The sequence below is a fragment of the Streptomyces sp. S3(2020) genome (assembly GCF_013044505.1).
In the GTDB taxonomy this organism is placed as follows: Bacteria; Actinomycetota; Actinomycetes; order Streptomycetales; family Streptomycetaceae; genus Streptomyces.
In genome coordinates, this window is record NZ_JABERD010000098.1 from 1 (window position 1) to 22,282 (window position 22,282).

Consider the following 22,282-nt stretch of genomic DNA (forward strand, 5'->3'; position numbering starts at 1 on the left):
GATCACTGCACTGGACTGTCTGTTTTGGGGTCGTGTATTTTTTTTTTTTCAACCCGAGGACGGCATACGTTTTGCGCAGGCGTCTCGTGGGCTCGGAGATTGGTATACGAGACAGGGGTGGGCCGCGCCGGTCCCCGTACGGCGTCGAGGAGGGCCTTGAGCGCATCCGGCTCGCTCAGTCCGTGCAGGTCCTTGCGGAGCCGGGGCGCGAGGATCGCCGGTAGCTGGCCGTCCGCCAGGGGCTCGACGACCAGCGGGACGTAGCGGCCCCGCCGGGCGATCGCGGAGGTCCACTCCTCCTCGGTGTACCGCCCCGCCTCGAAGTAGCGCGGGGAGAGGATGGCGACGACGGCGGAGGCCTGGGCGAGCGCCTCGCTCATCTTCGTCACGAAGTCGTCGCCGGTACGCCAGTGCCAGCGGTCCAGCACCACCTGGTAGCCGTTCTCCTGGAGGTGCCAGGCCACCCATTCCGCCCACTCGTTGTCCGGACCGGCGTAGCTGATGAAGATCGGTTCGGAACTGTCGGACATGCCCGTCTCCCACCCCAGCGGCCCCGGCGGCCCCCCGCGCCTTCCTGTATACCGCCGGGAAACGCGTCCCGGCTCGGGGTAAGGAAAAGTCGACGGACAGGGGATGCCAGGTCAGAGCCGGGATCAGACCGCGCTGACCTCGGGCTTGGCGGCGACCGGCGGCTCGGCCGGCAGCGGGTCCTCGGCGGGCAGCCGCCGCATCAGCACGCCGTACCCCACCGCGGCCAGCGTGCCGACGACCGCGCACAGCCCCCACAGCCACTCCGCGCCGTAGTGGTCGATGATCAGGCCGGACATGAGCGGGGCGACGAGGGAGGCGACGGCCCAGGACAGGGTGTACATGCCCTGGTAGCGGCCGCGGCCGTGCACGGGGGAGAGGCGGACGACGAGGCTGGTCTGGGTGGGCGCGTTGACGATCTCGGCGAGGGTCCAGACGCAGACCGTGAGGGCGAAGACGCCGATGGATCCGGCGAAGGCGGTGAGCCCGAAGCCGTAGCCGGCGAGCAGGGCCGAGATGACGAGCAGCCTGCGTGGATCGCGGTGCTGGATGTACCGGGTGACCGGGATCTGGAGGGCGACGATGAGGATGCCGTTGACGGCGATCGCCATGCCGTAGTCGGCGGGTGTGAACCCGGCCTCGCCCATCGCCACCGGCAGTCCGACCGAGCCCTGCTGGAAGACGAGGGCGATGAGGAAGGACAGTCCGACGACGCCCATGTAGCGCCCGTCGCGCAGCACGGTGCCGAGGCCGACCTCGGAGTCCGCGGCCTTCTCGCTCAGGGTCTGCTCGGGCCGCGACTCGGGCAGCTTCAGGAAGATCACGATCGCGCAGGCGGCCGTCATGCCGGCCTCGATGAGGAAGCCGGCGAGGTAGCTGAACTCGGCGATGAACCCGGCGGCCATGGAGGAGATGGCGAACCCGAGGTTGATCGCCCAGTAGTTGAGCGAGAAGGCGCGCACCCGGTCCTCGGGCCGCACGATGTCGGCCATCATCGCCTGCACGGCGGGCCGCGAGGCGTTGCTCGTCATGCCGACGAGGAAGGCGACGGCGGCGATGGCGACCGGGTGGTGCATGAAGCCGAGCAGTGCGACGGAGGCGGCGGTGGAGGCCTGGGCGATGAGCAGCGTGGGCCGCCGTCCCAGCCGGTCGGTCATGACTCCGGCGCCGACGGACGAGACGACGCCGCCCAGCCCGTGCAGGGAGGCGACGAGACCGGCGAAGGCGGCGGAGTACCCGCGGTCGAGCGTGAGGTAGAGCGCCATGAAGGTGGCGACGAAGGCACCGAGGCGGTTGACGAGGGTACTGGTCCACAGCCACCAGAACTCACGGGGGAGCCCGGAGACGGATTCCCTCAGGGCACGTCTCATGGTGGCTGGTGACATGGTGGTTCCCCCGGGGTGATGTAAGTGTCTCTGGCGGCAGCGGCAACTTACAATCGGCGTGCTCGGTGAAGCCACTCAATTAACAGATCCCGTCAACCGTCCGCCTGCCGAGCACCGGCACAAGCGATCGAGTCGGTGGATTACGCTCATACGCATGGCCGACGCACCGTACAAGCTGATCCTCCTCCGCCACGGCGAGAGCGAGTGGAACGCGAAGAACCTGTTCACCGGCTGGGTGGACGTGAACCTGAACGAGAAGGGCGAGAAGGAGGCAGTCCGCGGTGGCGAGCTCCTGAAGGACGCCGACCTTCTCCCCGACGTGGTCCACACGTCCCTCCAGAAGCGCGCGATCCGCACGGCCCAGCTGGCCCTCGAATCCGCGGACCGCCACTGGATCCCGGTCCACCGCTCGTGGCGCCTGAACGAGCGTCACTACGGCGCCCTCCAGGGCAAGGACAAGGCGCAGACCCTCGCGGAGTTCGGCGAGGAGCAGTTCATGCTCTGGCGCCGCTCCTACGACACTCCGCCGCCCGCGCTCGAGGACGGCACCGAGTACTCCCAGTCGGACGACCCGCGCTACGCGACGATCCCCCCGGAGCTCCGCCCCCGCACGGAGTGCCTCAAGGACGTCGTGACGCGCATGCTCCCGTACTGGTACGACGGCATCGTCCCCGACCTCCTCACAGGCCGCACGGTCCTGGTCGCGGCCCACGGCAACTCCCTCCGCGCCCTGGTCAAGCACCTCGACGGCATCTCCGACGCCGACATCGCGGGCCTGAACATCCCCACGGGCATCCCCCTGTCCTACGAACTCGACGCCGACTTCAACCCCCTGAACCCCGGCGGCACCTACCTCGACCCCGACGCGGCCGCAGCGGCCATCGAGGCGGTCAAGAACCAGGGCAAGAAGAAGTAACGCGACGCTGATAAGCCCCCCACCTGCGGTTTCCCTGCGGGTGGGGGGCTTATCGTCGGCCTTGGGCCGTCTCTGGGCCGTCAGCTGCTGGATCGGGCCGCTAAACGCGTCGGCGCCAGCGTCGGATGCGGACGTCGAGGACGATCAGCAGGGCCGTCGGGATGACGATCTCGGCGGGGGCGCTGGCCCAGAGGGCGAGCGCTCCGCCGGCCGTGCCGATGAGCGCGATCGGCAGGTCGCGAGGACAGATGTCGACGGTGACACCTGCACGTGGGACCATGTGGCCTCCATCTGTGGTCGGTTCCTGGCTAGGGTTTCCGAGTGTGGAAATGGAAACGAATGCCGCCCCTGCTCGGGCGGCATTCGCATGCGGTGAGACTTTCGCACACCTCTACTCTGCGGGACAAACTTGCAGATGGGAGAGGTCTTCTACTTCTACAGTAGAAAAATAGAAGGACGAGGGAAATCGGAACGGCTTACTCTGGGCGTTGACCTGCAAGAACATGCATCGAGATTTCCCTTGGTTGCCTATTCTCTCCTGTTCTTGCTAGCTAGCAAGAAAGGTCGCGATCTAGGCATGGAGCTGAGCCTCATGCTCAGTTTCTGGGCCTCGTGCTCAGTTTCCGAGCCTTCCGGCGCCCGCGCCTGATCAGAGTTTCAGCCTAGAAGCTTCGTATGCTTGAGCGACTGCGTTTCGTGTGCGTTCCTGGCTGGAGGGCATCAGGTGCAGGCCCTAGACGCCGTGAGCTTCCCAAGCTCATGTCACGGTGCGCCGTGAGCGGTGGCATCGACAAGGGGAACTGCGTCGCTGAGGATCCTGGGGTGACTGATGACGAGCTTGTCCTGGCGGTCCGTACGCATGTGGCCGGCCGCGGGCTGCCCGGCCCGGCAACTGCTGAGGACGTCGCCGCCTTCGAGCAGGTGGTGGGGCATCCGATGCCCGAGCTGTTGAAGCGGATCTATCTCGAAGTCGCCAACGGTGGCTTCGGACCGTGGCAAGTGGTGTCCGTGACCGAGACGGACGACTGGTTCAGCGACTGCCCAGACATCACCACGGCCTACCGCGGATTCACTGCCCCCGATGACGTCCTCCCGTCGGGAATCGTCCCGCTGATGGACCGGGGCTGCGCGATGTGGACGCTGATCGACTTCCGGACGGCCGACGGCCAGATGTGGGACTGGGACCCCAACCTGTGCTGCGTCCGCCACGCCCCTGCACCGATAGGACAATCACTCGCGCAGTGGCTCACCGACTGGCTGCAGGGCAAGGCGCACGAGGGCCCCTACCCGGAACGGGTATCGATCGCCTCCGGCTGTCGCAACTCGTAAGGCCGGTTGGGCCCGCCTCAGTTTCCGTCTCATTCATCGGGGTTCACGGCCGTTCAGACGAGACCGCAGGCCCGGTGGGACACAGAGTCGGGCCATCCATGAACGCAGGCGAACGCCCCTGAACCCAACGGATTCCTGTTAGCCCCAGACCCCACCACCACAGGTGGAAAGCGTGCACCTGGAGGAGTGCTCCCGCCGTACCGACCCGCGTGCGCCTGCACCGCCTGACTTCACCAGCCATGCGCCCTGCTCGGTGCCGGCTGCGTGACGCACGCTGGATGCCCGAACGCACAGCGAACCAACGGGAGGGGGACACCCCGTGGGTGAGTGGAAGCAGGGTAAGTGCGGTTGGCCGACGGCGGCCGGTGGGCGCTGTCAGAACAAGACGCTGAAGGGCACGTCGCGTTGCTATCTCCACCAGGGCGACTGGACGAAGCGTGGCCAGGCCGAACTGAAGAAGCGGGCGAGCAGGCGCCGTAGGAAATGATCCGTACACGGTCCGGGACCACTCAGCGGCTGTTTGGAGGGGGTGGGGTCGAAGCTTCACGAGTTCCCGGACCGTAGTAGCTCGGGGATCTCTTCTGAGCCACCCCCGCTGCCAGGCGAATACGACCAGTTGGTGCTGAGTCCTGAACGCCTTCTCGACGCCCCTCTGCCCGAGCTTTTCGCGGAACTGAACGTCACGCTGGACGAGTCTTCGATTACCGACCCAAACTTCACGGGTGCTGCCGTGGTCACCCGAGATCGTGTGATCCTCTCGATGAGGGTAGGCCAACCGCACTGGGAGCGCGACGCCGTTGCGCGAGTGCTGTTGGGGCGCGTGCTCGATGTGCTGTTGTCACCGTTGCCTGAGCCGTACCGCATCAGTGAGGTCTGAGCCGATCCGCTATCTGGGCCGTCCCTGGGCCGTCCGACGCTGCTCGGCAGTGGCCAATGACGACCGACGACGACCACCAGGTGCGTGAGCCTACGGCCCCTGGCCAGCAAAAACCCGGCTCCCCAAGGTCCCCGACAACACCCAGGGCAATGCCTGGACAAGCCCCTACGCCCTGCGGTGTCCGCCCGGGGTAGGGGGCTTCGTGCTGTCCGTGTCCGTGGGAGTCAGGCCGGTATCCAAGTGGGCCATTGTGGGGGGATGTTGCTGGTGGGGCAGCGGCCTGAGTCGCCGGGGTAGTCGTTCAGGGTGCCTATGGTGGCGAAGAGCCACCATGCGAGCAGGAGTGTGACGGTGAGGACCAGGAGCGTCGGTAGGCACAGGCGTACGGCTGTCGGTGCGTGACGTGCCAGGCGGCGTCCCGTCGCCAGTGCCGCGAGTGCGGCGAGGCCGCCGGCGACTGGGGTCACGGGGAGCAGGAGGTTGAGCTGGAGGCGTCCGCCCGCTTCGAAGCCCGCGTCGCAGTACGCGCGGGCCCAGGCGGTCAGGGACCAGCCGGCCAGGCCCAGCGCGCAGCCGAAGAACAGCGAAGCGGTCCAGGGGAGCCATGTGAAGCGGCCGGACTTAACAATGCCCATGACATGGCATGACGTCGCTCGCCCGTCTCGCGGTTCCTCGACGGAACGGGCGAGCTCGGAACTAGGCGCCTTCGAATGAGTACGACGGTGAGTACCGCTACTCACGCCCTCACTCCCACCCCACCCCCACCATGAAGTCACACGACCACTCACAGGGGGACCGACCGATGAACGCCCGCCCGCTCCGCACCCTCACCCGTCTCACCTTCGCCAACCCCGCCTCGCTCGCCTACCTCGCCGTCGTCGGTGTCGCCCTGGTGGTCGCCGCCTCCGAGCCCCTGTACTCCGACGTGTCCGGGTCGATGATCTGGGTGTGGCCGGCGATGCTGGCGCTCCCGGCGTACGTGCCGATCGCGGCGCTCGGTGCGGCGGTGCTGGGGGAGAGCGCGCCCGGGCTGTTCGTCGGCAGCATCGTGCTCGCCGCGCTGGTCCAGTCGCTTACCCTCGGCGCGCTCTTCGAATTCCTGTGCGGTCGGCTCACCCGTCCGGATAGCCTGAGCGCATGACGAATCACCACCGAAAGGGCGATGCCGCGTAGGCGTCCCTCCGCGGTACGGGCCGCGACACCGATACGGATACGACGTTCCCGGCAACCCCGTTTCGGCCGGATCTCCGCAGGCTGTGCCGCCGACATCCGCAGGCTGGAGCACCGCCGCTTCTCGCCGGGGGAGACCGACAGGGTGTTCCGCTACTGGGCCGCCCTCGCGCACGGCCCCTTCGCCCATCTGACCCGCGACGTCGACACCTGCGGCATCCCCGAGTGCGGGTGCGACCCGGGGTACACCCGCGATCACCTCGAACAGGTGCTCCGCGCCCTCCCCACCAAGTCCGCCCGCGAACTCCGCGCCCTGCTCGACGAACTCGACGCCGTCATCCTGCGCCGGGCCCGCGTCCTGCCCTACTCCTCGCCCGACGTCCCGTGGTGGTGGGAGTGGTGGTTCTGAGCAGGCAAGGGACAGGCAGGGGACAGGCAGGGGACGGGCAAGGGGCGGCGCCCGTCAACCCCCGATCCACCGTGCCCGTCCTCCGTGCAGCCCACGCGAAGGGCCCCGGCACGATCACCGGGGCCCTCACCGTCGTACGAGAAGAATCGCGACGTCAGCCGCACTGGCACGGATTGCCCGACTGGCACCCGCACCCGCAGCCCGAGCCGCAGCCGCACGCGCCTATCAGCGTCAGGTTCCTGATCTCGGCGGGCTGCTCGGTCCGGCGTTCCTGGGTGGGGTCGGGCGTGGGGGTGCTGGGGGATTCGGCCATGGGTCCCTCCTCGGCGAGGCAAGGGTCTGGCCCTCGGACAGACCCTGTGCCCATTCCATGCCCGCCCCGGCGGTCGCATCAACGGCGCACTGAGGCTCGCGCGCGCCCCGAACAGGCCCCCGCACACCCCCGGCGGGCCCGGCTGACCCGGAGCTCAGTCGGTGCTCAGGCGCTGCTCGGGCGCTGCCCAGGTGCCACTCAGGCGCTCTCGACGCCCGTCGCCGGCTGGATGTCCGCCTGGAGATCGTCCGCGTGCTCACCCGTCACCAGGAACACCACACGCTTGGCCACCGACACCGCATGGTCGGCGAACCGCTCGTAGTAGCGGCCCAGCAGGGTGACGTCCACCGCCGTCTCGATGCCGTGCTTCCAGCGGTCGTCCAGCAGGTGCTGGAAGAGGGTGCGGTGCAGGAGGTCCATCTCGTCGTCGTCCTGCTCCAGCTGGAGCGCGAGGTCGACGTCCTTGGTGATGATGACCTCCGCCGCCTTCGCCATCAGGCGCTGCGCGAGCTGGCCCATCTCCAGGATCGTGGCGTGCAGGTCGTGCGGGATGGCGCGCTCCGGGAAGCGCAGCCGCGCCAGCTTCGCCACATGCTGGGCGAGGTCACCCGAGCGCTCCAGGTCCGCCGACATCCGCAGGGACGTGACGACGATACGGAGGTCCGTGGCCACCGGCTGCTGCCTGGCCAGCAGGGCTATGGCCCGCGCCTCCAGTTCGTGCTGGAGGTCGTCCACCCTCTGGTCGGCCTCGATGACACTTTCGGCCAGCTTCAGGTCGGAGTCGAGGATGGACGTCGTGGCGCGCCCGATCGCCGACCCCACCAGCCGGGCCATCTCCACCAGACCGTCGCCGATCGAGTCAAGTTCCTCGTGGTACGCGTCCCGCATCAGGGATCCCTCTCTTACGTCTGCCTCGGGGGTTCCGGGGGCCAGATCCAGCCACCGGAAACGTCCGACAACCGGCGCTGTGAACCCCACGCTCCCACGTTCGGCCCTGTACGCGTCGATTTCCGTCACCCCAAATGAACCATCACTGGCTCCAAGGTGAACTCTGGGCGACGAGTGTTCGAGCTCGCACCTCGAAGGCTGTGGCCAGGAGCGATCCCGTGCCTAACCTGGATGCATGGACGTGAACGCGGCGGTCGCCGCATTGGCAGCGATCGCCGGAGCACTTACCGGCGTGATCGCCATGCTGGCGTTCCGCTTCAGCGAGCGGGAGCAGAAACGCCCCACCCGCACCTCTCTGCACACCGACCCGGTGCTTCCGCCGGGCGTGGACACCGTCCTGTCCGTCCTCCGCTCCTCCGCCGTCGTCCTCGACGAGGCCGACGGTGTCGTCAAGGCCAGCTCGGCCGCCTACGCCCTCGGCCTGGTCCGCGGCGGCAAGCTCGCCGTCGAGCCCATGCTCCAGATGGCCCGCGACACCAGGAGAGACGGAGAGATACGACAGGTCGAACTGGATCTGCCGAGAAGGGGAACCGGACGCGGCGAGGCCCTCGCGGTCTCCGCCCGGGTCGCCCCGCTCGGCTCACGGCTGGTCCTCCTCCTGGTCGAGGACCTCACCGAGGCCCGCCGTATCGAGGCGGTCCGCCGCGACTTCGTCGCGAACGTCAGCCATGAGCTCAAGACCCCGGTCGGCGCCCTCTCCCTGCTGTCCGAGGCCGTCATGGACGCCTCCGACGACCCCGAGGCGGTGACGCGCTTCGCCGGCCGTATGCAGATCGAGGCGACCCGGCTGACCAACCTGGTCCAGGAGCTCATCGATCTGTCGCGGGTCCAGAACGACGACCCGCTGGAGGACGCCGAGCCGGTCCGTATCGACGAACTCGTCGCCGAGGCCATCGACCGCTGCCGCCACCAGGCCGGCACCAAGCAGATCACGATGGCCGCCGGCGGCACCGCCGACCTCAGGATCTGGGGCAACCGCGGCCAGCTCGCCGCCGCCCTCGGCAACCTCGTCGAGAACGCCGTGAACTACTCCCCGGCCCGCACCCGTGTCGGCATAGCCGCCCGCCGGGTGACCGCGCCCGGCGGGGACCTCATCGAGATCGCCGTGACCGACCAGGGCATCGGCATCTCCGACAAGGACAAGGAGCGCGTCTTCGAGCGCTTCTACCGCGTCGACCCGGCCCGCTCCCGTGCCACCGGCGGCACGGGCCTGGGCCTGGCGATCGTCAAACACGTGGCCGCCTCCCATGCCGGGGAGGTCACGGTGTGGAGCTCGGAGGGACAAGGCTCCACGTTCACCCTGCGGCTGCCGGAGGCGGGGGCTGCCCGCGACCGCGCACATCACCCGGCCGACCTCGATGACGAGGACGGACCCGACCCATCCCCGTACGAACCGCTTCCCGCCCCGGAGGTCCTTCCGTGACCCGAGTGCTTGTCGTCGAGGACGAGGAGTCCTTCTCCGACGCCCTGTCGTACATGCTCCGCAAGGAGGGCTTCGAGGTCGCGGTCGCGACCACGGGCCCCGACGGACTCGACGAGTTCGAGCGCAACGGCGCCGACCTCGTCCTCCTCGACCTGATGCTGCCCGGCCTGCCGGGCACCGAGGTCTGCCGTCAGCTGCGCGGCCGCTCCAACGTCCCCGTCATCATGGTGACCGCCAAGGACAGCGAGATCGACAAGGTCGTGGGGCTGGAGATAGGAGCCGACGACTATGTCACCAAGCCCTTCTCCTCCCGCGAACTGGTCGCCCGTATCCGGGCCGTCCTGCGCCGCCGCGGCGAGCCCGAGGAGGTCACCCCGGCCGCGCTGGAGGCCGGCCCGGTCCGGATGGACGTGGACCGTCATGTGGTCACCGTCTCCGGCTCCAAGGTCGACCTGCCCCTCAAGGAGTTCGACCTGCTCGAAATGCTCCTGCGCAACGCCGGCCGAGTCCTGACCCGCATGCAGCTCATCGACCGCGTCTGGGGCGCCGACTACGTCGGCGACACCAAGACCCTCGACGTCCACGTCAAGCGCCTGCGCGCCAAGATCGAACCGGACCCGGGCGCGCCGCGGTACCTGGTGACGGTGAGGGGTCTCGGCTACAAGTTTGAACCCTAAGTCGCCGATCCGCTACGATAAGTGGCCCTCGCCGTCGGGTAGGCGGAGAGGCTAAACGCTTGTGGAGCGTTGGTAAGACCCGGAGAGATCCGGGCGCGACGCGGTGAAGCAGGAAGCTCCGTGAGGGCGTGCCAAAAGTTCGAGCCGTAGCGCTCGGAAACGCCAAGGGCGGGAACCGATAACCAAGGTTCCCGCCCTAGCTGTGTGCGGCGCTGCTCAGTGCCCTGCTGCTGCCTCGGAGGACTCTGAGGCCGACGCCGAGTCGGTCGGCGTGGCCCCCGACGGGGTGGCCGTGTCGGTGGCCGACCCGGTCGGGGAGGGCGAGGTGCTCTCGTCCGTGCCCGGCGCCTCGGGGACCTCGGTGGGGCCCCACTTCTCGAAGAAGCTCTTGGCCGGCACCACGAAGGCCCGCAGGCTCACCGCACCGGTCTTGCTGAAGGTGAAGGTGATCTTCTGCGCGTTGCCGTCCTGGACCGCCTCGCGGCTGCTGGACAGGACCGCGGAGGCGTTGCCCGCACCGCCGAGGACGAGGGAGCCGCCGGCCGGGATGGTCAGCTTGCCCTTCCCCTTGGCGGCGGAGAGCTCGGCGGTCTTGCCGGCGTCGTCCACGGTGACCGAGTCCAGCGTTTCGGCGGTGGGGCCGCTGTTGAACAGGGTCGCGGAGATCACGGCCGGACCTGTCGACTCCAGGTCGGGCTGGGTGATGACGACGGCGTTCTGGATCTTGATGTCACCGACGGAGGTGGCCGCGTTGTCCGGCTTGACCTCCAGCGTCTGGGCGTTGTTGCCGGCCGCGCACGCGGAGAGCGAGGCGATCGAGAACGCGATGGCGGCGGCCGTGAGGCCACCGCGTCGAAGGCTGCTGCTCACGGCGGCGGCAACTCCTTGACTCGAACGGGGCGGGCGCATAAAGCCGCCCTAAGTGTCTGTCAGCGGCCTTAGGTTACCGAGCCGTTCCCGCGGCACCGCACCCGACCCTCCCCAACGGGCCGTCTTCGCACCGCAGGGGCTAGTCGTCACCCCCCACAAGTGACTCACGAGTCACTTTGAGCCCGCACTCGTCCGGCATTCACATAAGAGTCCTTCGCGTCCGCTCGCAAATCTTCCGTGAAGGAAATCGCGATCGTCCACGAAATTGATCACGGGCTGATCCGGTGGGTGCTCGTGATTGCGAGTGATCAATTCCGGAAACGGCGCGGAAGCGACTCCGGGCACCGAACGGAGTAGCGGAAGTCGCACACCTGGAACCAGACATATGGGGACGTTCGTCTACGCAGAAGGGCCTCCGGATGTGTGTAACGTACGCGTTTCACCTCCCCTGGAGAGCTGCTCCGACCTGCGAATACCTTCTTCCGCTCGGCCTCCGCAGCACGTTCCTGTTGCTGTTGTCAAGCCCCGAGATATGCCCTGACCTGCGAAAACGCCATTCAGAACCCGCAGTTTCCGTGTTACCCTGGATAGCCACGGAAGGGGTACCTGTCACATGACGTTCAAGGTTGGCGACACCGTGGTCTATCCCCATCACGGGGCCGCGCTGATCGAGGCTATCGAAACTCGCCAGATCAAAGGCGTGGACAAGACCTACTTGGTGCTGAAGGTCGCCCAGGGTGACCTGACGGTACGTGTGCCAGCGGACAATGCGGAGTTCGTCGGCGTGCGTGATGTGGTCGGTCAGGACGGGCTGGACCGGGTCTTCGAGGTGCTGCGCGCGCCGTACGCCGAGGAGCCCACGAACTGGTCGCGTCGTTACAAGGCAAATCTGGAGAAGCTCGCCTCCGGCGATGTCATCAAGGTCGCGGAAGTCGTGCGTGACCTGTGGCGTCGTGAGCGTGAGCGCGGACTTTCCGCAGGTGAGAAGCGCATGCTCGCCAAGGCCCGCCAGATCCTGGTGAGCGAGCTCGCCCTCGCGGAGAACACGAACGAGGACAAGGCCGAGGCCCTGCTCGACGAGGTCCTCGCGTCCTGACGACGCACGCTGCCGCCAGGTCAGCACATTGCTGTGCCTATTAGAAGAATGCCGCGGTGCCCGATGACGTAATTCCGTCGCCGGGCGCTGCGGCATGTTCGTGCCCGGACACCATGCGGGATGTCACGGGATCGGGGTCCCCGAAACCTCATCGGGGTCTCCGAAAGAAACCTCATCGGGGTCCCCGAAACCTCGGAGTCCCCGATACTTGGCGTGCCGGGCCCGGGCAGCAGGCTCGACCGGCGTCACGGAAGGGTCCGGTCAAGGCGTCGCGCCCGGCACGATGTCTGGCCTACCCACCTTGGCCGAGCACACAAACCTGACAGGAACCGATGTCTGACGATTCGCGCCCTTCGCACGCCGAACTCCGCACGGCGGTCGTGATTCCGGCCGCCGGCCGAGGCGTACGACTCGGCCCGGGCGCCCCCAAGGCGCTCCGCGCGCTGAACGGCACCCCCATGCTGATCCACGCGGTCCGCGCGATGGCCGCCTCCCGCGCGGTCTCCCTGGTCGTCGTCGTGGCCCCGCCCGACGGCGCCGGCGAGGTCAAGAGCCTCCTGGACGCCCACGCCCTCCCCGAGCGCACCGACTTCCTGGTCGTCCCCGGCGGCCGGGAACGCCAGGACTCCGTGAAGCTCGGCCTGGACGCCCTGCCGCCGGACTACGACATCGTCCTCGTCCACGACGCCGCCCGCCCGCTGGTCCCCGTGGACACGGTGGACGCGGTCATCGAGGCCGTACGGGAGGGCGCCACGGCCGTCGTGCCCGCACTGCCCCTCGCCGACACGGTGAAGGAGGTCGAGCCGGCCCGGGTCCCCGGCGAGCCCGAGCCCGTCGTCGCCACCCCGGAGCGCTCCCGGCTCCGCGCCGTCCAGACCCCCCAGGGCTTCGACCGCGCGACCCTGATCCGCGCCCACGAGACGGTCACCGGCAACGTCACCGACGACGCGAGCATGATCGAGCAGCTCGGCGGGACGGTCGTGGTGGTCCCCGGCCACGAGGAGGCCTTCAAGGTCACGCGCCCGCTGGACCTGGTCCTCGCGGAGGCGGTCCTGGCGCGCAGGAGGCTCAACGATGGCTTCTGAGGACTTCGCAGGTATCCCCCTGCCGCAGGTCGGCATCGGCACCGACATCCACGCCTTCGAAGAGGGCCGCGAGCTGTGGTGCGCCGGACTGAAGTGGGAGGGCGAGGGCCCGGGACTGGCCGGCCACTCCGACGCCGACGTCGTCGCCCACGCCGCGTGCAACGCGCTGTTCTCGGCGGCGGGCCTCGGGGACCTGGGGCAGCACTTCGGCACGGGGCGCCCCGAGTGGTCGGGTGCCTCCGGGACCACCTTGTTGACGGAGGCGGCCCGGATCGTGCGCGACGCCGGCTTCCGCGTCGGCAACATCGCCGTACAGGTCGTAGGACCGCGTCCGAAGATCGGCAAGCGCCGCGACGAGGCCCAGAAGATCCTCTCCGAGGCGGCGGGAGCACCGGTGTCGGTGTCCGGCGCGACGACGGACGGACTGGGCTTCCCCGGCCGCGACGAGGGCCTCATGGCGATCGCCACGGCGCTGGTCGTACGGGTCGGCTGACGGGTCGACTGACCGGCGACGTCACGAATGCGTCCCCTTGAGCGGAACGCGCGCAAGGCACTACCCGGGGCCCACTACCCTGGTGTCGTGACTATTCGGCTGTACGACACCAGCGCCCGGCAGATCCGTGATTTCACCCCGCTCACCGCGGGCTGTGTCTCGATCTACCTCTGTGGTGCCACCGTGCAGGCCGCACCGCACATCGGGCACATCCGGTCCGGTCTGAACTTCGACATCATGCGCCGCTGGTTCGAGTACCGCGGCCATGACGTCACGTTCATCCGCAACGTCACCGACATCGACGACAAGATCATCAACAAGTCCGTCGACCAGGGCCGCCCCTGGTGGTCCATCGGCTACGAGAACGAGCGGGCGTTCAACGACGGCTACCACGCCCTCGGCTGCCTCCCGCCGACGTACGAGCCGCGTGCCACCGGGCACGTCCCCGAGATGATCGAGATGATGCGCGGCCTCATCGAGCGCGGTCACGCCTACGAGTCCGACGGCAGCGTCTACTTCGACGTGCGCTCCTTCCCGGGTTACCTGTCGCTGTCCAACCAGGACATCGACGACCTGCGCCAGCCCGACGAGGGCGTCTCCGGCAAGCGCGACCCGCGCGACTTCGCCATGTGGAAGGCGACCAAGGCGGGCGAGCCCGACTGGGAGACCCCGTGGGGCCGTGGCCGCCCCGGCTGGCACCTGGAGTGCTCGGCCATGGCCCACAAGTACCTGGGCTCCGCCTTCGACATCCACGGCGGCGGCCTCGACCTGATCTTCCCGCACCACGAGAACGAGATCGCCCAGGCCAAGGCCTACGGCGACGAGTTCGCCTCGTACTGGGTGCACAACGCCTGGGTCACCATGAGCGGCGAGAAGATGTCGAAGTCGCTCGGCAACAGCGTCCTCGTCTCCGAGATGGTCAAGCAGTGGCGCCCCATCGTCCTGCGCTACTACCTCGGCACCCCGCACTACCGCTCGATGATCGAGTACAGCGAGGAGTCCCTGCGCGAGGCCGAGTCGGCGTTCGCCCGTATCGAGGGCTTCGTGCAGCGCGTGGTGGAGAAGGCCGGCACCGTCGAGCCCGCCGCCGAGGTCCCGCCCGCCTTCGCCGAGGCCATGGACGACGACCTGGGTGTCCCGCAGGCGCTCGCGATCATCCACACCACGGTCCGCCAGGGCAACAGCGCGCTGGCCGCCGACGACAAGGAAGCCGCCGTGGCCCGCCTCGCCGAGGTCCGCGCCATGCTCGGCGTCCTCGGTCTCGACCCGCTCGACGCCCACTGGGCCGGCGAGGCCGACCGGGGTGAGGATCTGCACGGGGTGGTCGACAGCCTCGTACGACTCGTCCTCGACCAGCGCCAGTCGGCCCGTGCCCGCAAGGACTGGGCCACCGCGGACGCCATCCGGGACCAGCTCGTCCAGGCCGGTCTGAGCATCGAGGACAGCGCCGACGGACCGCGCTGGACCCTCGGTCCGCGCTAGCCCGCTTTCCTGATCGATTCCTTGATCGATTGTGCCGCCCGGCCCTCCGGGCGGCACACTGCATAGACGTACGTATTACTTCCAACATCGATTCCGTAGTCACTTCCGTGGAGAACAGGTAGGTCATGGCCGCGAACAACCGCCGCATGTCCGGCAAGAAGGGCGCGCAGGTCGGCAGTGGCGGCCAGCGACGCAAGGGTCTTGAGGGCAAGGGTCCGACCCCGCCCGCCGAGATGCGCAAGAAGCACAAGGCGAACCGCATCGCGAACGCGAAGGCCAAGCAGGCCGCGCGCCGTCCCGCGCCGCGCGGCCGGGGCGGCAAGGGCACGTCCGAGATGGTCGTCGGCCGTAACCCCGTCGTCGAGGCGCTGCGCGAGGGCGTGCCCGCGGTGACGCTGTACGTCCAGCAGTTCATCGACAACGACGAGCGGGTGCGCGAGGCGCTCCAGCTCGCGGCCGAGCGCGGCGGCATCAACCTCATGGAGGCGCCCCGCCCCGAGCTCGACCGCATGACCAACGGGCTCAACCACCAGGGCCTGGTCCTCCAGGTCCCGCCGTACGAGTACGCCCACCCCGAGGACCTCGCCAGCGCCGCCTACGACAACGGCGAGGACCCGCTGATCGTGGCCCTGGACGGGGTCACCGACCCGCGCAACCTCGGTGCCGTCGTCCGCTCGGTGTCGGCCTTCGGCGGCCACGGTGTCGTCGTGCCCGAGCGCCGCGCGGCCGGCATGACCGCCGGTGCCTGGAAGACGTCCGCCGGTACCGCCGCCCGTACGCCCGTCGCCCGCGCCACCAACCTGACGCGCGCTCTTGAGGGGTACAAGAAGGCGGGCATCACCGTCGTCGGCCTCGCCGCCGACGGAGAGCACGAGGTCGGTGACCTGGAGGCCCTCGGTGGTCCGGTCGTCATCGTCGTCGGCAGCGAGGGCAAGGGCCTGTCCCGCCTGGTCGGCGAGACCTGCGACTACCGGGTGCGGATTCCGATGCCGGGTGGTGCGGAGTCGCTGAACGCGGGTGTGGCGGCGGGTGTCGTGCTGTACGAGGCGGCTCGTCAGCGGAGCTGAACAGGCGTCCGGGGTGTCACCCGTACGGGGTAATCTCGCCTCCTTTCGGGCGATGGGGACAAGCTTGACGCGGTCCGGACACATCCGGGCAGTCAAAGCAGTGTCCTAAACACACGTCACTCGGTTAGATGAGTGTGGACACCAGAACACCCCGCACACCCACGGGGGACCGCTCGTCGGGATTCGATTCCGGATTCGACGACGCTCCCGCGCTGAGCATGGTGAAGGTGCCGAGCGATCCGGCGCAGGTCATCGTCAATCACGCCAGCTTCCGCGTGCAGTTGGGCGCGTCGACGAGACGTGCCGCCCAATCCCCGCGGATCGCACGGCACTTGAGCGCCGCCGAGGACACCGCCCGGATGCCCGCCGTGGGAACCACGGCCACCGGTGCGGCCCGCCGTCGCCCCGTCGTCTGGAGCGGCAAGTCCGCCCCCGACGACACCGGCGCCCACCGCCTGCTCCAGGCCGTGCGCGGCGGCGGCGTCCGCCCGGTCGAGGAGCCCGCCGCCGACGCCGGAGCCACCCAGGTCATCCCCCGAATCGACGTCTACGACGACGAGTTGGCGCAGACCGTCGAGACCCCCGTCGTCGGCGCCCAGCGCACCTACGAAGGCGACGAACCCCGCCTCCTGCCCGACATGCGGACCGTCGGCAGCGCCTACGACGAGGAACTCCCCTACGGGGACGAGGAGTTCGAGGACCCGGCACGCACCGGCGACCCCGACGCACCTCCCAGGCGGCACGGCGTCGACCCCGCGCGGCACGCCTACTACCCGGGCCGCCGCATGAACCTGGGCGTCGTCCTCCTCCCGCTGCGCATCTTCCTCGGCTTCATCTCCATCTACGCCGGCATGGGCAAGCTCTGCGACCCCGTCTACTTCGACGGCGGCAAGCGCGGCTCCATGGTCAAGTGGCTCGACACCCTGCACCCCTGGGAAGTCGCCGAGCCACTGCGCCAGTTCGCCCTCCAGCACCCCGTCGGCTCCGGCCTCGTCATCGCCTTCCTCCAGGTCATCGTGGGCGTCCTCACGATCCTGGGCTGCTGGCAGCGGGTCGGTGCCGCCGTCGGCGCACTGCTCTCCGCCGCGCTCCTGCTCACCGTCAGCTGGAAGAGCGTCCCCGTCTACGACGCGCCCGACATCATCTACCTCGCCGCCTGGTCCCCGCTGATCATCGCCGGCGCCCCCGTCTACTCCATCGACGGACGCCTCGCCGGCAGCGCCTGGCGACGCCTCGGACCCCGCTCCGACATCTGGGAACTGCGCCGCTACGTCCTGCGCCGCGGCGCCCTCGTCACGGCCATCGTCATCGGGCTCACCCTGCTCATCGGCTCGATGCTCGGCGGCGCCGTCCGCGACGCCGACCGCATCATCGTCCCGGGCCCCGGCGACGCCCCGCGCAACGAACTCCCCGGCTCCCCGCTCCCGCAGGAACCCGGCAAGCGCGAGAAGACCCCGTCCGCCTCCACCTCGCCCACCCAGGGCGCCACGGCGGGCACGGCCAGCCCCTCCGGCGCCGCCACCACCCCGGGCGCCACCAAGGACACCAGCACCACCACCGGCGCCCCCAGCCAGACCCAGGGCACCGGCCAGGCCCCGCCCCAGCAGTCCTCCCCGACCGGGGGCGCCCCCAGCACCAGCTCAGGACCGACCGGCGGCACCGGCTCCACGGGCGGCACCGGCGGCACGACAGGCGGCTCGGACACCGGAGGCTCCTCCGGCGAACCGGGCCTGGTAGGCGGCCTGTTGGGGTAGCTGAGCCGGTGGGAGGCATTCTTGGGCAGCCCACCGGCTGACTCCGACGACAGCAGAACAGAAGGGCCCCGCACCGAAAGGTGCGGGGCCCTTCTGACGTGACTGCTACCGTCCCAGCGCGGCCAACTCCTTGGCCGCCTCCTTCAGGTCCTTCGCGGTGTCGATGGCCCGCCAGTACGCCCCGTGCGGAATCGGGTACCCGGCCAGCCGCCGCTCCCGCGCCAGATGCGGGAACGTGGTCCGCTCATGGTCCCCCAGCTCCGGAAGCATCCCGGCGAACTCGGGGGAGAAGACGTACACGCCCGCGTTGATCTCGTACGTGGTCGGCGGCGACTCGATGAAGTCCGTCACCCGGCCGAACCCGTCGGTCTGCACGGCCCCCCACGGAATCCGCGGCCGCGCCAACGCCAGCGTCGCCACCGCGTCGCGCTCGGTGTGGAAGTCCGCCATCTCCCGCAGCGAGAACCGGGTCCAGATGTCGCCGTTCGTGGCGTACCAGGGCTGGTCGGGGTGCGGAAGGTGCGCCGCCGCGTACTTGAGGCCACCACCGCGGCCCAGCGGCTCCGTCTCGACGACCGTCGACACGTTCACGGGCAGATCGGCCGAGTCCAGCCACTTCTGGAGGACGTCGGCGAGATGGCCACAGCTGACCACCACGTCCGTGACGCCCTCCTCGGCGAGCCAGGCAAGCTGATGGCCGATGATCGGAGTCCCCGTCCCGGGGATCTCGACCATCGGCTTGGGCCGGTCGTCGGTGTACGGGCGCAGCCGGGAGCCCTGGCCACCTGCCAGGACGACGGCTTGAACGGGGCGGGACGCGGCGTTCGGATCGGTCATGCCCGAACTGTACGTGGCGTCCCGCTCGCGGCTTCTGCCGGTAACCGTTCCTTATTCAGACGTAACTTTCCGCAATCGGAGAGTCAGGTTCCGGTTGTCTGTGGGCTCGGTCGTGGGCTCAGCGGTGGGCGGCCGCCACACCCGTCGCGAAGGAGGTGTCGCAGACGGGTCGGGCGTACGCCTGCGCACGCGTCGGGCCGTAGACCCGCACCGCCGCACGGCCGAGCGCGCGGGCGATCGACGCGCAGTGCCTGGCGAGCGACGGGCGGCCGTTCACGGCCTCCTGGAGGTGGGTGAGGGCGACGCCCGGGCTCTCCTCCTGGAGCTCGGTCAGGAGCTTGTCGCGCAGTACGTCCTGCGGGGCACGTGCCCTGGCCTTCGAGGAGGCGCCGGCCGCCGAGACGTCGGAGGCGGTGAGCACGGAGCCCGAGGGGTCCCCCGACCAGTCGACTCGGGTGACCGCGAGGGTCCCGGAGAGGACCAGGACGACGGGCAGGACAAGGGCGAGCGTGCGGCCGATACGTCGGGCGGGGCCCTGACCGCGTCGCGTCTGTTGGTTAGTGGAGTGCTTCACGCGTGTGAGGGTAGCGCGGGGTGATGATTTGGCGACATTTAGTCACCGGTTCGGGGGATGAACTGGTGCCTCGAATTGGGTAAGGCGTTGACGCACGCTGCTCGAAATGCCCGGTCTGCCGGGGTATTTGTCGACAACGAAGAGGGCCCCGCAGCAGGCTGCGGGGCCCTCTTCGTCAACCTGGGTGAAATCACCCGGGATGTACTGCCTCTGGGTCAGTCGGAGAGACGCGCGCCCGTGGAGGTCGAGAACACGTGGGTCTCGCCCGAGCGCGGCACGACGTGCAGCGTGCTGCCCTTCTCCGGGACGTCACGGCCGCTGACGCGGACGACGAGGTCCTTGGTGTCGCCGTCGAGCTTGGCGGAGCCGTAGACGTACGCGTCGGCGCCGAGCTCCTCGACCACGTTCACGGTGACCGCGAGACCCTTGTCGGAGTCCGCGCCCGCCACCTCGAAGTGCTCGGGACGGACACCCACGGTCACCGACTTGTCGGTGATGCCGGAGATGGCGTCACGCTGGACCGGCACCACGCTGTTGCCGAACTTCACACCGCCGTCGGTGAGCGGGACCTCGACCAGGTTCATCGCGGGGGAGCCGATGAAGCCGGCGACGAAGAGGTTCGCCGGGCGGTCGTACATGTTGCGCGGGGTGTCGACCTGCTGGAGCAGACCGTCCTTCAGCACGGCCACGCGGTCGCCCATCGTCATGGCCTCGACCTGGTCGTGGGTGACGTAGACGGTGGTGATGCCGAGACGGCGCTGGAGGGACGCGATCTGCGTACGCGTGGAGACACGGAGCTTGGCGTCCAGGTTGGACAGCGGCTCGTCCATGAGGAACACCTGGGGCTCACGCACGATGGCGCGACCCATGGCGACACGCTGACGCTGACCACCGGAGAGCGCCTTGGGCTTGCGGGCCAGGTAGTCGGTCAGGTCGAGGATCTTCGCGGCGTCCTCGACCTTCTGGCGGATCTCCGCCTTCGGCACACCGGCGATCTTGAGCGCGAAGCCCATGTTGTCGGCGACGGTCATGTGCGGGTACAGCGCGTAGTTCTGGAACACCATGGCGATGTCCCGGTCCTTCGGCGGAAGGTGCGTGACGTCACGGTCACCGATGCGGATCGCACCGCCGTTGACGTCCTCGAGCCCCGCCAGCATGCGGAGCGAGGTGGACTTGCCACAGCCGGACGGACCGACCAGGACGAGGAACTCGCCGTCCTCGATGTGGATGTCGAGCCCGTCCACAGCGGGCTTCTCCGTACCCGGGTAGATCCGGGTCGCCTTGTCGAACGAAACAGTGGCCATGGTGATGGGCCCCCTTCTACCGGCAGGAACGTGCCGGACGATCCGTTGTAGGAAGGTGGTGGTGTAGTCCACACAGGTGAACTTGGAGGGACGGTACCTGGCGTTCACCCGATCTGTCAGTAGTCGGGGGCATGTGAACTTCGCCGAAATTTTCGACAGGGCGCGGCCGGGACCTGGGTACACTGCACGGGCGCGTACGCGTCAGCCGTACGTATGCCTCCTTAGCTCAGATGGCCAGAGCAACGCACTTGTAATGCGTAGGTCGTCGGTTCGAATCCGACAGGGGGCTCTCTGTGTGAAAGCCCAGGTCAGGACTGTTCTGGCCTGGGCATTTCTTATGCCTTGCCGGCCAGTGATCCCAGCGCCTCGTCCGTCAGTCGGTACACCGTCCACTCGTCCTGCGGGCGTGCTCCCAGGGCCTCGTAGAAGGCGATCGACGGGGTGTTCCAGTCGAGGACCGACCACTCCAGGCGCTCGTAGCCCCGCTGTACGCAGATCCGTGCCAGCTCGGTCAGGAGGGCCTTGCCGTGGCCGCTGCCTCGGGCCGTGGGGAGGACGAACAGGTCCTCCAGGTAGATCCCGTGGACGCCGCGCCAGGTGGAGAAGTTCAGGAACCACAGGGCGAAGCCGACCGCCTCGCCCGTCGTGTCGTCCTGTGCGATGTGGGCGAAGGCCGCCGGGTGCTCGCCGAAGAGGGCTTCGTGGAGCTGTTCCGGGGTCGCCCTCGCCTCGTCCAGGGCCTTCTCGTAGTCGGCCAGTTCGCGGATCAGGGCGTGGATGACGGGGATGTCTGTGGGGGTGGCGGTGCGGATCATGAAGGGGGTGGCCTTTCGGGCGGCGGGTCAGGCGGCGGGTCAGGCGTCAGGTCAGGCGGCGGGCGATTTCCAGTTGTTCCGCTTCCAGCGGGCGCCCGTCCTCGATCTCCCACAGGCAGTTCTGGAGCACGCGGCCCAGTGTCCAGGCACGCGCGCGTGGGCGGTCCAGGCCGAGGACGTCCGTCATGGCGTCGAAGCGCCAGTGCACCTCGTCGGGGTCGAAGCGGTTGTCGATGGCGGGGAGGAGATCGAAGCCGGGGTCGCCGGCGAGGGGTTTGGGGTCGATGGCGAGCCAGGGCGAACGGTCCGAGGCCAGGACGTTGTCGTAGTGGAGGTCCCAGTGCAGGAGGCGGTCGCCGGGCTCGGCCACCACCTCCCGTACCGCCGCCGCGCAGTCGGCGACCAGTCCGCGTGCCTCCGCGTCCGGGATCCGGGCCAGCGCCCACGGTGTCTGTTCCAGCATCGCCCCCGCGATGTCCGCGAGCCCGCGCAGGCCGGCCGGGGCCGGGAACGACGTCAGGTGGGACAGGAGGTGGGCGATGACCAGGACGGCCTCGCGGGAGTCGGGGACGTGGGAGAGCATGCGGGACGGGTCGAGGCGTTCCAGGAGCATCGTGCCCGTCGTGGGGTCGTGGTCCAGGAGGCGTACGGCGCCGTCGCCGTCCCATGCGCGCAGGGCGACCGGCTCGCCTTCGCTCTCCTCGTCCAGGAGCTGCAACTTCAGTACGGCCTCGATGCCGTCCGCGCGGCGGACGACCGGCAGGATCAGTGCCGAGACGCCGTGCATCGCGGCGCCGTCCCGCCGTAGGTCCCAGCGGTCCAGGAAGTCCGCCGCCAGTTGTGGCAGTCCGGCGATGAACCCCCGCCCTGCCTCTCCGTTGAACTTCGCCTGCGCCGCTGCCAGCTCTTCCGGGATGTCGATCACCGTCC

Annotated in this window: 25 protein-coding genes and 1 tRNA gene; 14 read left to right on the plus strand and 12 right to left on the minus strand. The window is 68.9% G+C overall.

Going from position 1 to position 22,282, the window contains the following annotated elements; translation table 11 throughout:
* Window positions 1-2 precede the first annotated feature (2 nt).
* Window positions 3-530: a toll/interleukin-1 receptor domain-containing protein gene (locus tag HLK59_RS27625; protein WP_171144236.1), complete on the minus strand. Its 528-nt coding sequence runs from the start codon at window positions 528-530 to the stop codon at window positions 3-5.
* Between the two features lie 123 nt (window positions 531-653).
* Complete coding sequence (locus HLK59_RS27630; RefSeq protein WP_171144237.1) at window positions 654-1,913, minus strand: MFS transporter; 1,260 nt, start codon at window positions 1,911-1,913, stop codon at window positions 654-656.
* Between the two features lie 154 nt (window positions 1,914-2,067).
* Between HLK59_RS27630 and HLK59_RS27635 the strand changes: the two genes are divergently transcribed.
* Complete coding sequence (locus tag HLK59_RS27635; RefSeq protein WP_171144238.1) at window positions 2,068-2,829, plus strand: phosphoglyceromutase; 762 nt, start codon at window positions 2,068-2,070, stop codon at window positions 2,827-2,829.
* A 100-nt stretch (window positions 2,830-2,929) separates the two neighbouring features.
* Here HLK59_RS27635 and HLK59_RS27640 read toward each other — a convergent pair whose 3' ends face one another.
* A complete protein-coding gene (locus HLK59_RS27640) occupies window positions 2,930-3,109 on the minus strand; it encodes a hypothetical protein (RefSeq protein ID WP_171144239.1) in 180 nt (59 codons plus the stop codon).
* 542 nt (window positions 3,110-3,651) lie between these two features.
* Between HLK59_RS27640 and HLK59_RS27645 the strand changes: the two genes are divergently transcribed.
* Together HLK59_RS27645 and HLK59_RS27650 are read left to right on the plus strand one after the other, a co-directional pair.
* Window positions 3,652-4,158, plus strand: coding sequence for an SMI1/KNR4 family protein (locus HLK59_RS27645; protein ID WP_171144240.1), 507 nt, complete (start codon window positions 3,652-3,654; stop codon window positions 4,156-4,158).
* Between the two features lie 619 nt (window positions 4,159-4,777).
* Window positions 4,778-5,035 carry a hypothetical protein gene (locus tag HLK59_RS27650; RefSeq protein WP_171144241.1) on the plus strand — a complete coding sequence of 86 codons (258 nt, stop codon included), beginning with the start codon at window positions 4,778-4,780 and terminating at the stop codon, window positions 5,033-5,035.
* Between the two features lie 224 nt (window positions 5,036-5,259).
* Here the strand turns inward: HLK59_RS27650 and HLK59_RS51270 are convergent, their stop codons facing one another.
* Window positions 5,260-5,670, minus strand: a complete 411-nt coding sequence (locus tag HLK59_RS51270; RefSeq protein ID WP_240982678.1) for a hypothetical protein — start codon at window positions 5,668-5,670, stop codon at window positions 5,260-5,262.
* A gap of 167 nt (window positions 5,671-5,837) precedes the next feature.
* Here HLK59_RS51270 and HLK59_RS27660 point away from each other — a divergent pair, with 167 nt between their 5' ends.
* Entirely contained in the window at window positions 5,838-6,176 is a 339-nt protein-coding gene (locus tag HLK59_RS27660; RefSeq protein WP_240982679.1) for a hypothetical protein, read from the plus strand.
* A gap of 21 nt (window positions 6,177-6,197) precedes the next feature.
* The gene (locus tag HLK59_RS27665) at window positions 6,198-6,614 is read left to right on the plus strand and encodes a hypothetical protein (RefSeq protein ID WP_171144243.1); all 417 of its coding nucleotides are present in this window, start codon (window positions 6,198-6,200) and stop codon (window positions 6,612-6,614) included.
* 154 nt (window positions 6,615-6,768) lie between these two features.
* Here the strand turns inward: HLK59_RS27665 and HLK59_RS27670 are convergent, their stop codons facing one another.
* Entirely contained in the window at window positions 6,769-6,927 is a 159-nt protein-coding gene (locus HLK59_RS27670) for a hypothetical protein (RefSeq protein ID WP_171144244.1), read from the minus strand.
* A 198-nt stretch (window positions 6,928-7,125) separates the two neighbouring features.
* On the minus strand, window positions 7,126-7,815 hold the full coding sequence (phoU, locus tag HLK59_RS27675) for a phosphate signaling complex protein PhoU (RefSeq protein WP_171144245.1): 690 nt from the start codon (window positions 7,813-7,815) through the stop codon (window positions 7,126-7,128).
* A 235-nt stretch (window positions 7,816-8,050) separates the two neighbouring features.
* Here phoU and HLK59_RS27680 point away from each other — a divergent pair, with 235 nt between their 5' ends.
* Entirely contained in the window at window positions 8,051-9,298 is a 1,248-nt protein-coding gene (locus HLK59_RS27680; protein ID WP_171144246.1) for an ATP-binding protein, read from the plus strand.
* A complete protein-coding gene (locus HLK59_RS27685) occupies window positions 9,295-9,975 on the plus strand; it encodes a response regulator transcription factor (protein WP_015659563.1) in 681 nt (226 codons plus the stop codon). Before HLK59_RS27680 ends, HLK59_RS27685 begins: the two co-directional genes overlap by 4 nt.
* 216 nt (window positions 9,976-10,191) lie before the next feature.
* Here the strand turns inward: HLK59_RS27685 and HLK59_RS27690 are convergent, their stop codons facing one another.
* Window positions 10,192-10,845, minus strand: a complete 654-nt coding sequence (locus tag HLK59_RS27690; RefSeq protein WP_171144247.1) for a DUF461 domain-containing protein — start codon at window positions 10,843-10,845, stop codon at window positions 10,192-10,194.
* Between the two features lie 613 nt (window positions 10,846-11,458).
* Here HLK59_RS27690 and HLK59_RS27695 point away from each other — a divergent pair.
* The 6 genes from HLK59_RS27695 to HLK59_RS27720 all read left to right on the plus strand — a co-directional run bounded on the left by HLK59_RS27695 (window position 11,459) and on the right by HLK59_RS27720 (window position 17,822).
* Complete coding sequence (locus tag HLK59_RS27695) at window positions 11,459-11,941, plus strand: CarD family transcriptional regulator (RefSeq protein WP_003953493.1); 483 nt, start codon at window positions 11,459-11,461, stop codon at window positions 11,939-11,941.
* A 332-nt stretch (window positions 11,942-12,273) separates the two neighbouring features.
* Window positions 12,274-13,026, plus strand: coding sequence for a 2-C-methyl-D-erythritol 4-phosphate cytidylyltransferase (ispD, locus tag HLK59_RS27700; RefSeq protein ID WP_171144248.1), 753 nt, complete (start codon window positions 12,274-12,276; stop codon window positions 13,024-13,026).
* Window positions 13,016-13,519, plus strand: coding sequence for a 2-C-methyl-D-erythritol 2,4-cyclodiphosphate synthase (ispF, locus tag HLK59_RS27705; protein ID WP_171144249.1), 504 nt, complete (start codon window positions 13,016-13,018; stop codon window positions 13,517-13,519). Before ispD ends, ispF begins: the two co-directional genes overlap by 11 nt.
* 87 nt (window positions 13,520-13,606) lie before the next feature.
* On the plus strand, window positions 13,607-15,001 hold the full coding sequence (cysS, locus tag HLK59_RS27710) for a cysteine--tRNA ligase (RefSeq protein WP_171144250.1): 1,395 nt from the start codon (window positions 13,607-13,609) through the stop codon (window positions 14,999-15,001).
* 125 nt (window positions 15,002-15,126) lie between these two features.
* Window positions 15,127-16,068 carry a 23S rRNA (guanosine(2251)-2'-O)-methyltransferase RlmB gene (gene rlmB, locus HLK59_RS27715; protein ID WP_171144251.1) on the plus strand — a complete coding sequence of 314 codons (942 nt, stop codon included), beginning with the start codon at window positions 15,127-15,129 and terminating at the stop codon, window positions 16,066-16,068.
* A 128-nt stretch (window positions 16,069-16,196) separates the two neighbouring features.
* On the plus strand, window positions 16,197-17,822 hold the full coding sequence (locus HLK59_RS27720; RefSeq protein ID WP_171144252.1) for a DoxX family membrane protein: 1,626 nt from the start codon (window positions 16,197-16,199) through the stop codon (window positions 17,820-17,822).
* Between the two features lie 105 nt (window positions 17,823-17,927).
* Here the strand turns inward: HLK59_RS27720 and HLK59_RS27725 are convergent, their stop codons facing one another.
* The 3 genes from HLK59_RS27725 to ugpC all read right to left on the minus strand — a co-directional run bounded on the left by HLK59_RS27725 (window position 17,928) and on the right by ugpC (window position 20,537).
* Entirely contained in the window at window positions 17,928-18,659 is a 732-nt protein-coding gene (locus HLK59_RS27725; RefSeq protein ID WP_171144253.1) for a nucleotidyltransferase family protein, read from the minus strand.
* A 118-nt stretch (window positions 18,660-18,777) separates the two neighbouring features.
* A complete protein-coding gene (locus HLK59_RS27730) occupies window positions 18,778-19,233 on the minus strand; it encodes a hypothetical protein (protein WP_171144254.1) in 456 nt (151 codons plus the stop codon).
* A gap of 215 nt (window positions 19,234-19,448) precedes the next feature.
* The gene (gene ugpC, locus HLK59_RS27735; RefSeq protein ID WP_171144255.1) at window positions 19,449-20,537 is read right to left on the minus strand and encodes a sn-glycerol-3-phosphate ABC transporter ATP-binding protein UgpC; all 1,089 of its coding nucleotides are present in this window, start codon (window positions 20,535-20,537) and stop codon (window positions 19,449-19,451) included.
* A 215-nt stretch (window positions 20,538-20,752) separates the two neighbouring features.
* On the opposite strand from ugpC, the gene HLK59_RS27740 reads away from it, so the two are divergent.
* Window positions 20,753-20,826 (plus strand) — tRNA-Thr (locus HLK59_RS27740).
* A gap of 46 nt (window positions 20,827-20,872) precedes the next feature.
* On the opposite strand, the gene HLK59_RS27745 is transcribed toward HLK59_RS27740, so the two are convergent.
* On the minus strand, window positions 20,873-21,352 hold the full coding sequence (locus tag HLK59_RS27745; protein ID WP_171144256.1) for a GNAT family N-acetyltransferase: 480 nt from the start codon (window positions 21,350-21,352) through the stop codon (window positions 20,873-20,875).
* A gap of 46 nt (window positions 21,353-21,398) precedes the next feature.
* Window positions 21,399-22,277: an aminoglycoside phosphotransferase family protein gene (locus HLK59_RS27750; protein WP_171144257.1), complete on the minus strand. Its 879-nt coding sequence runs from the start codon at window positions 22,275-22,277 to the stop codon at window positions 21,399-21,401.
* Window positions 22,278-22,282: the final 5 nt, after the last annotated feature.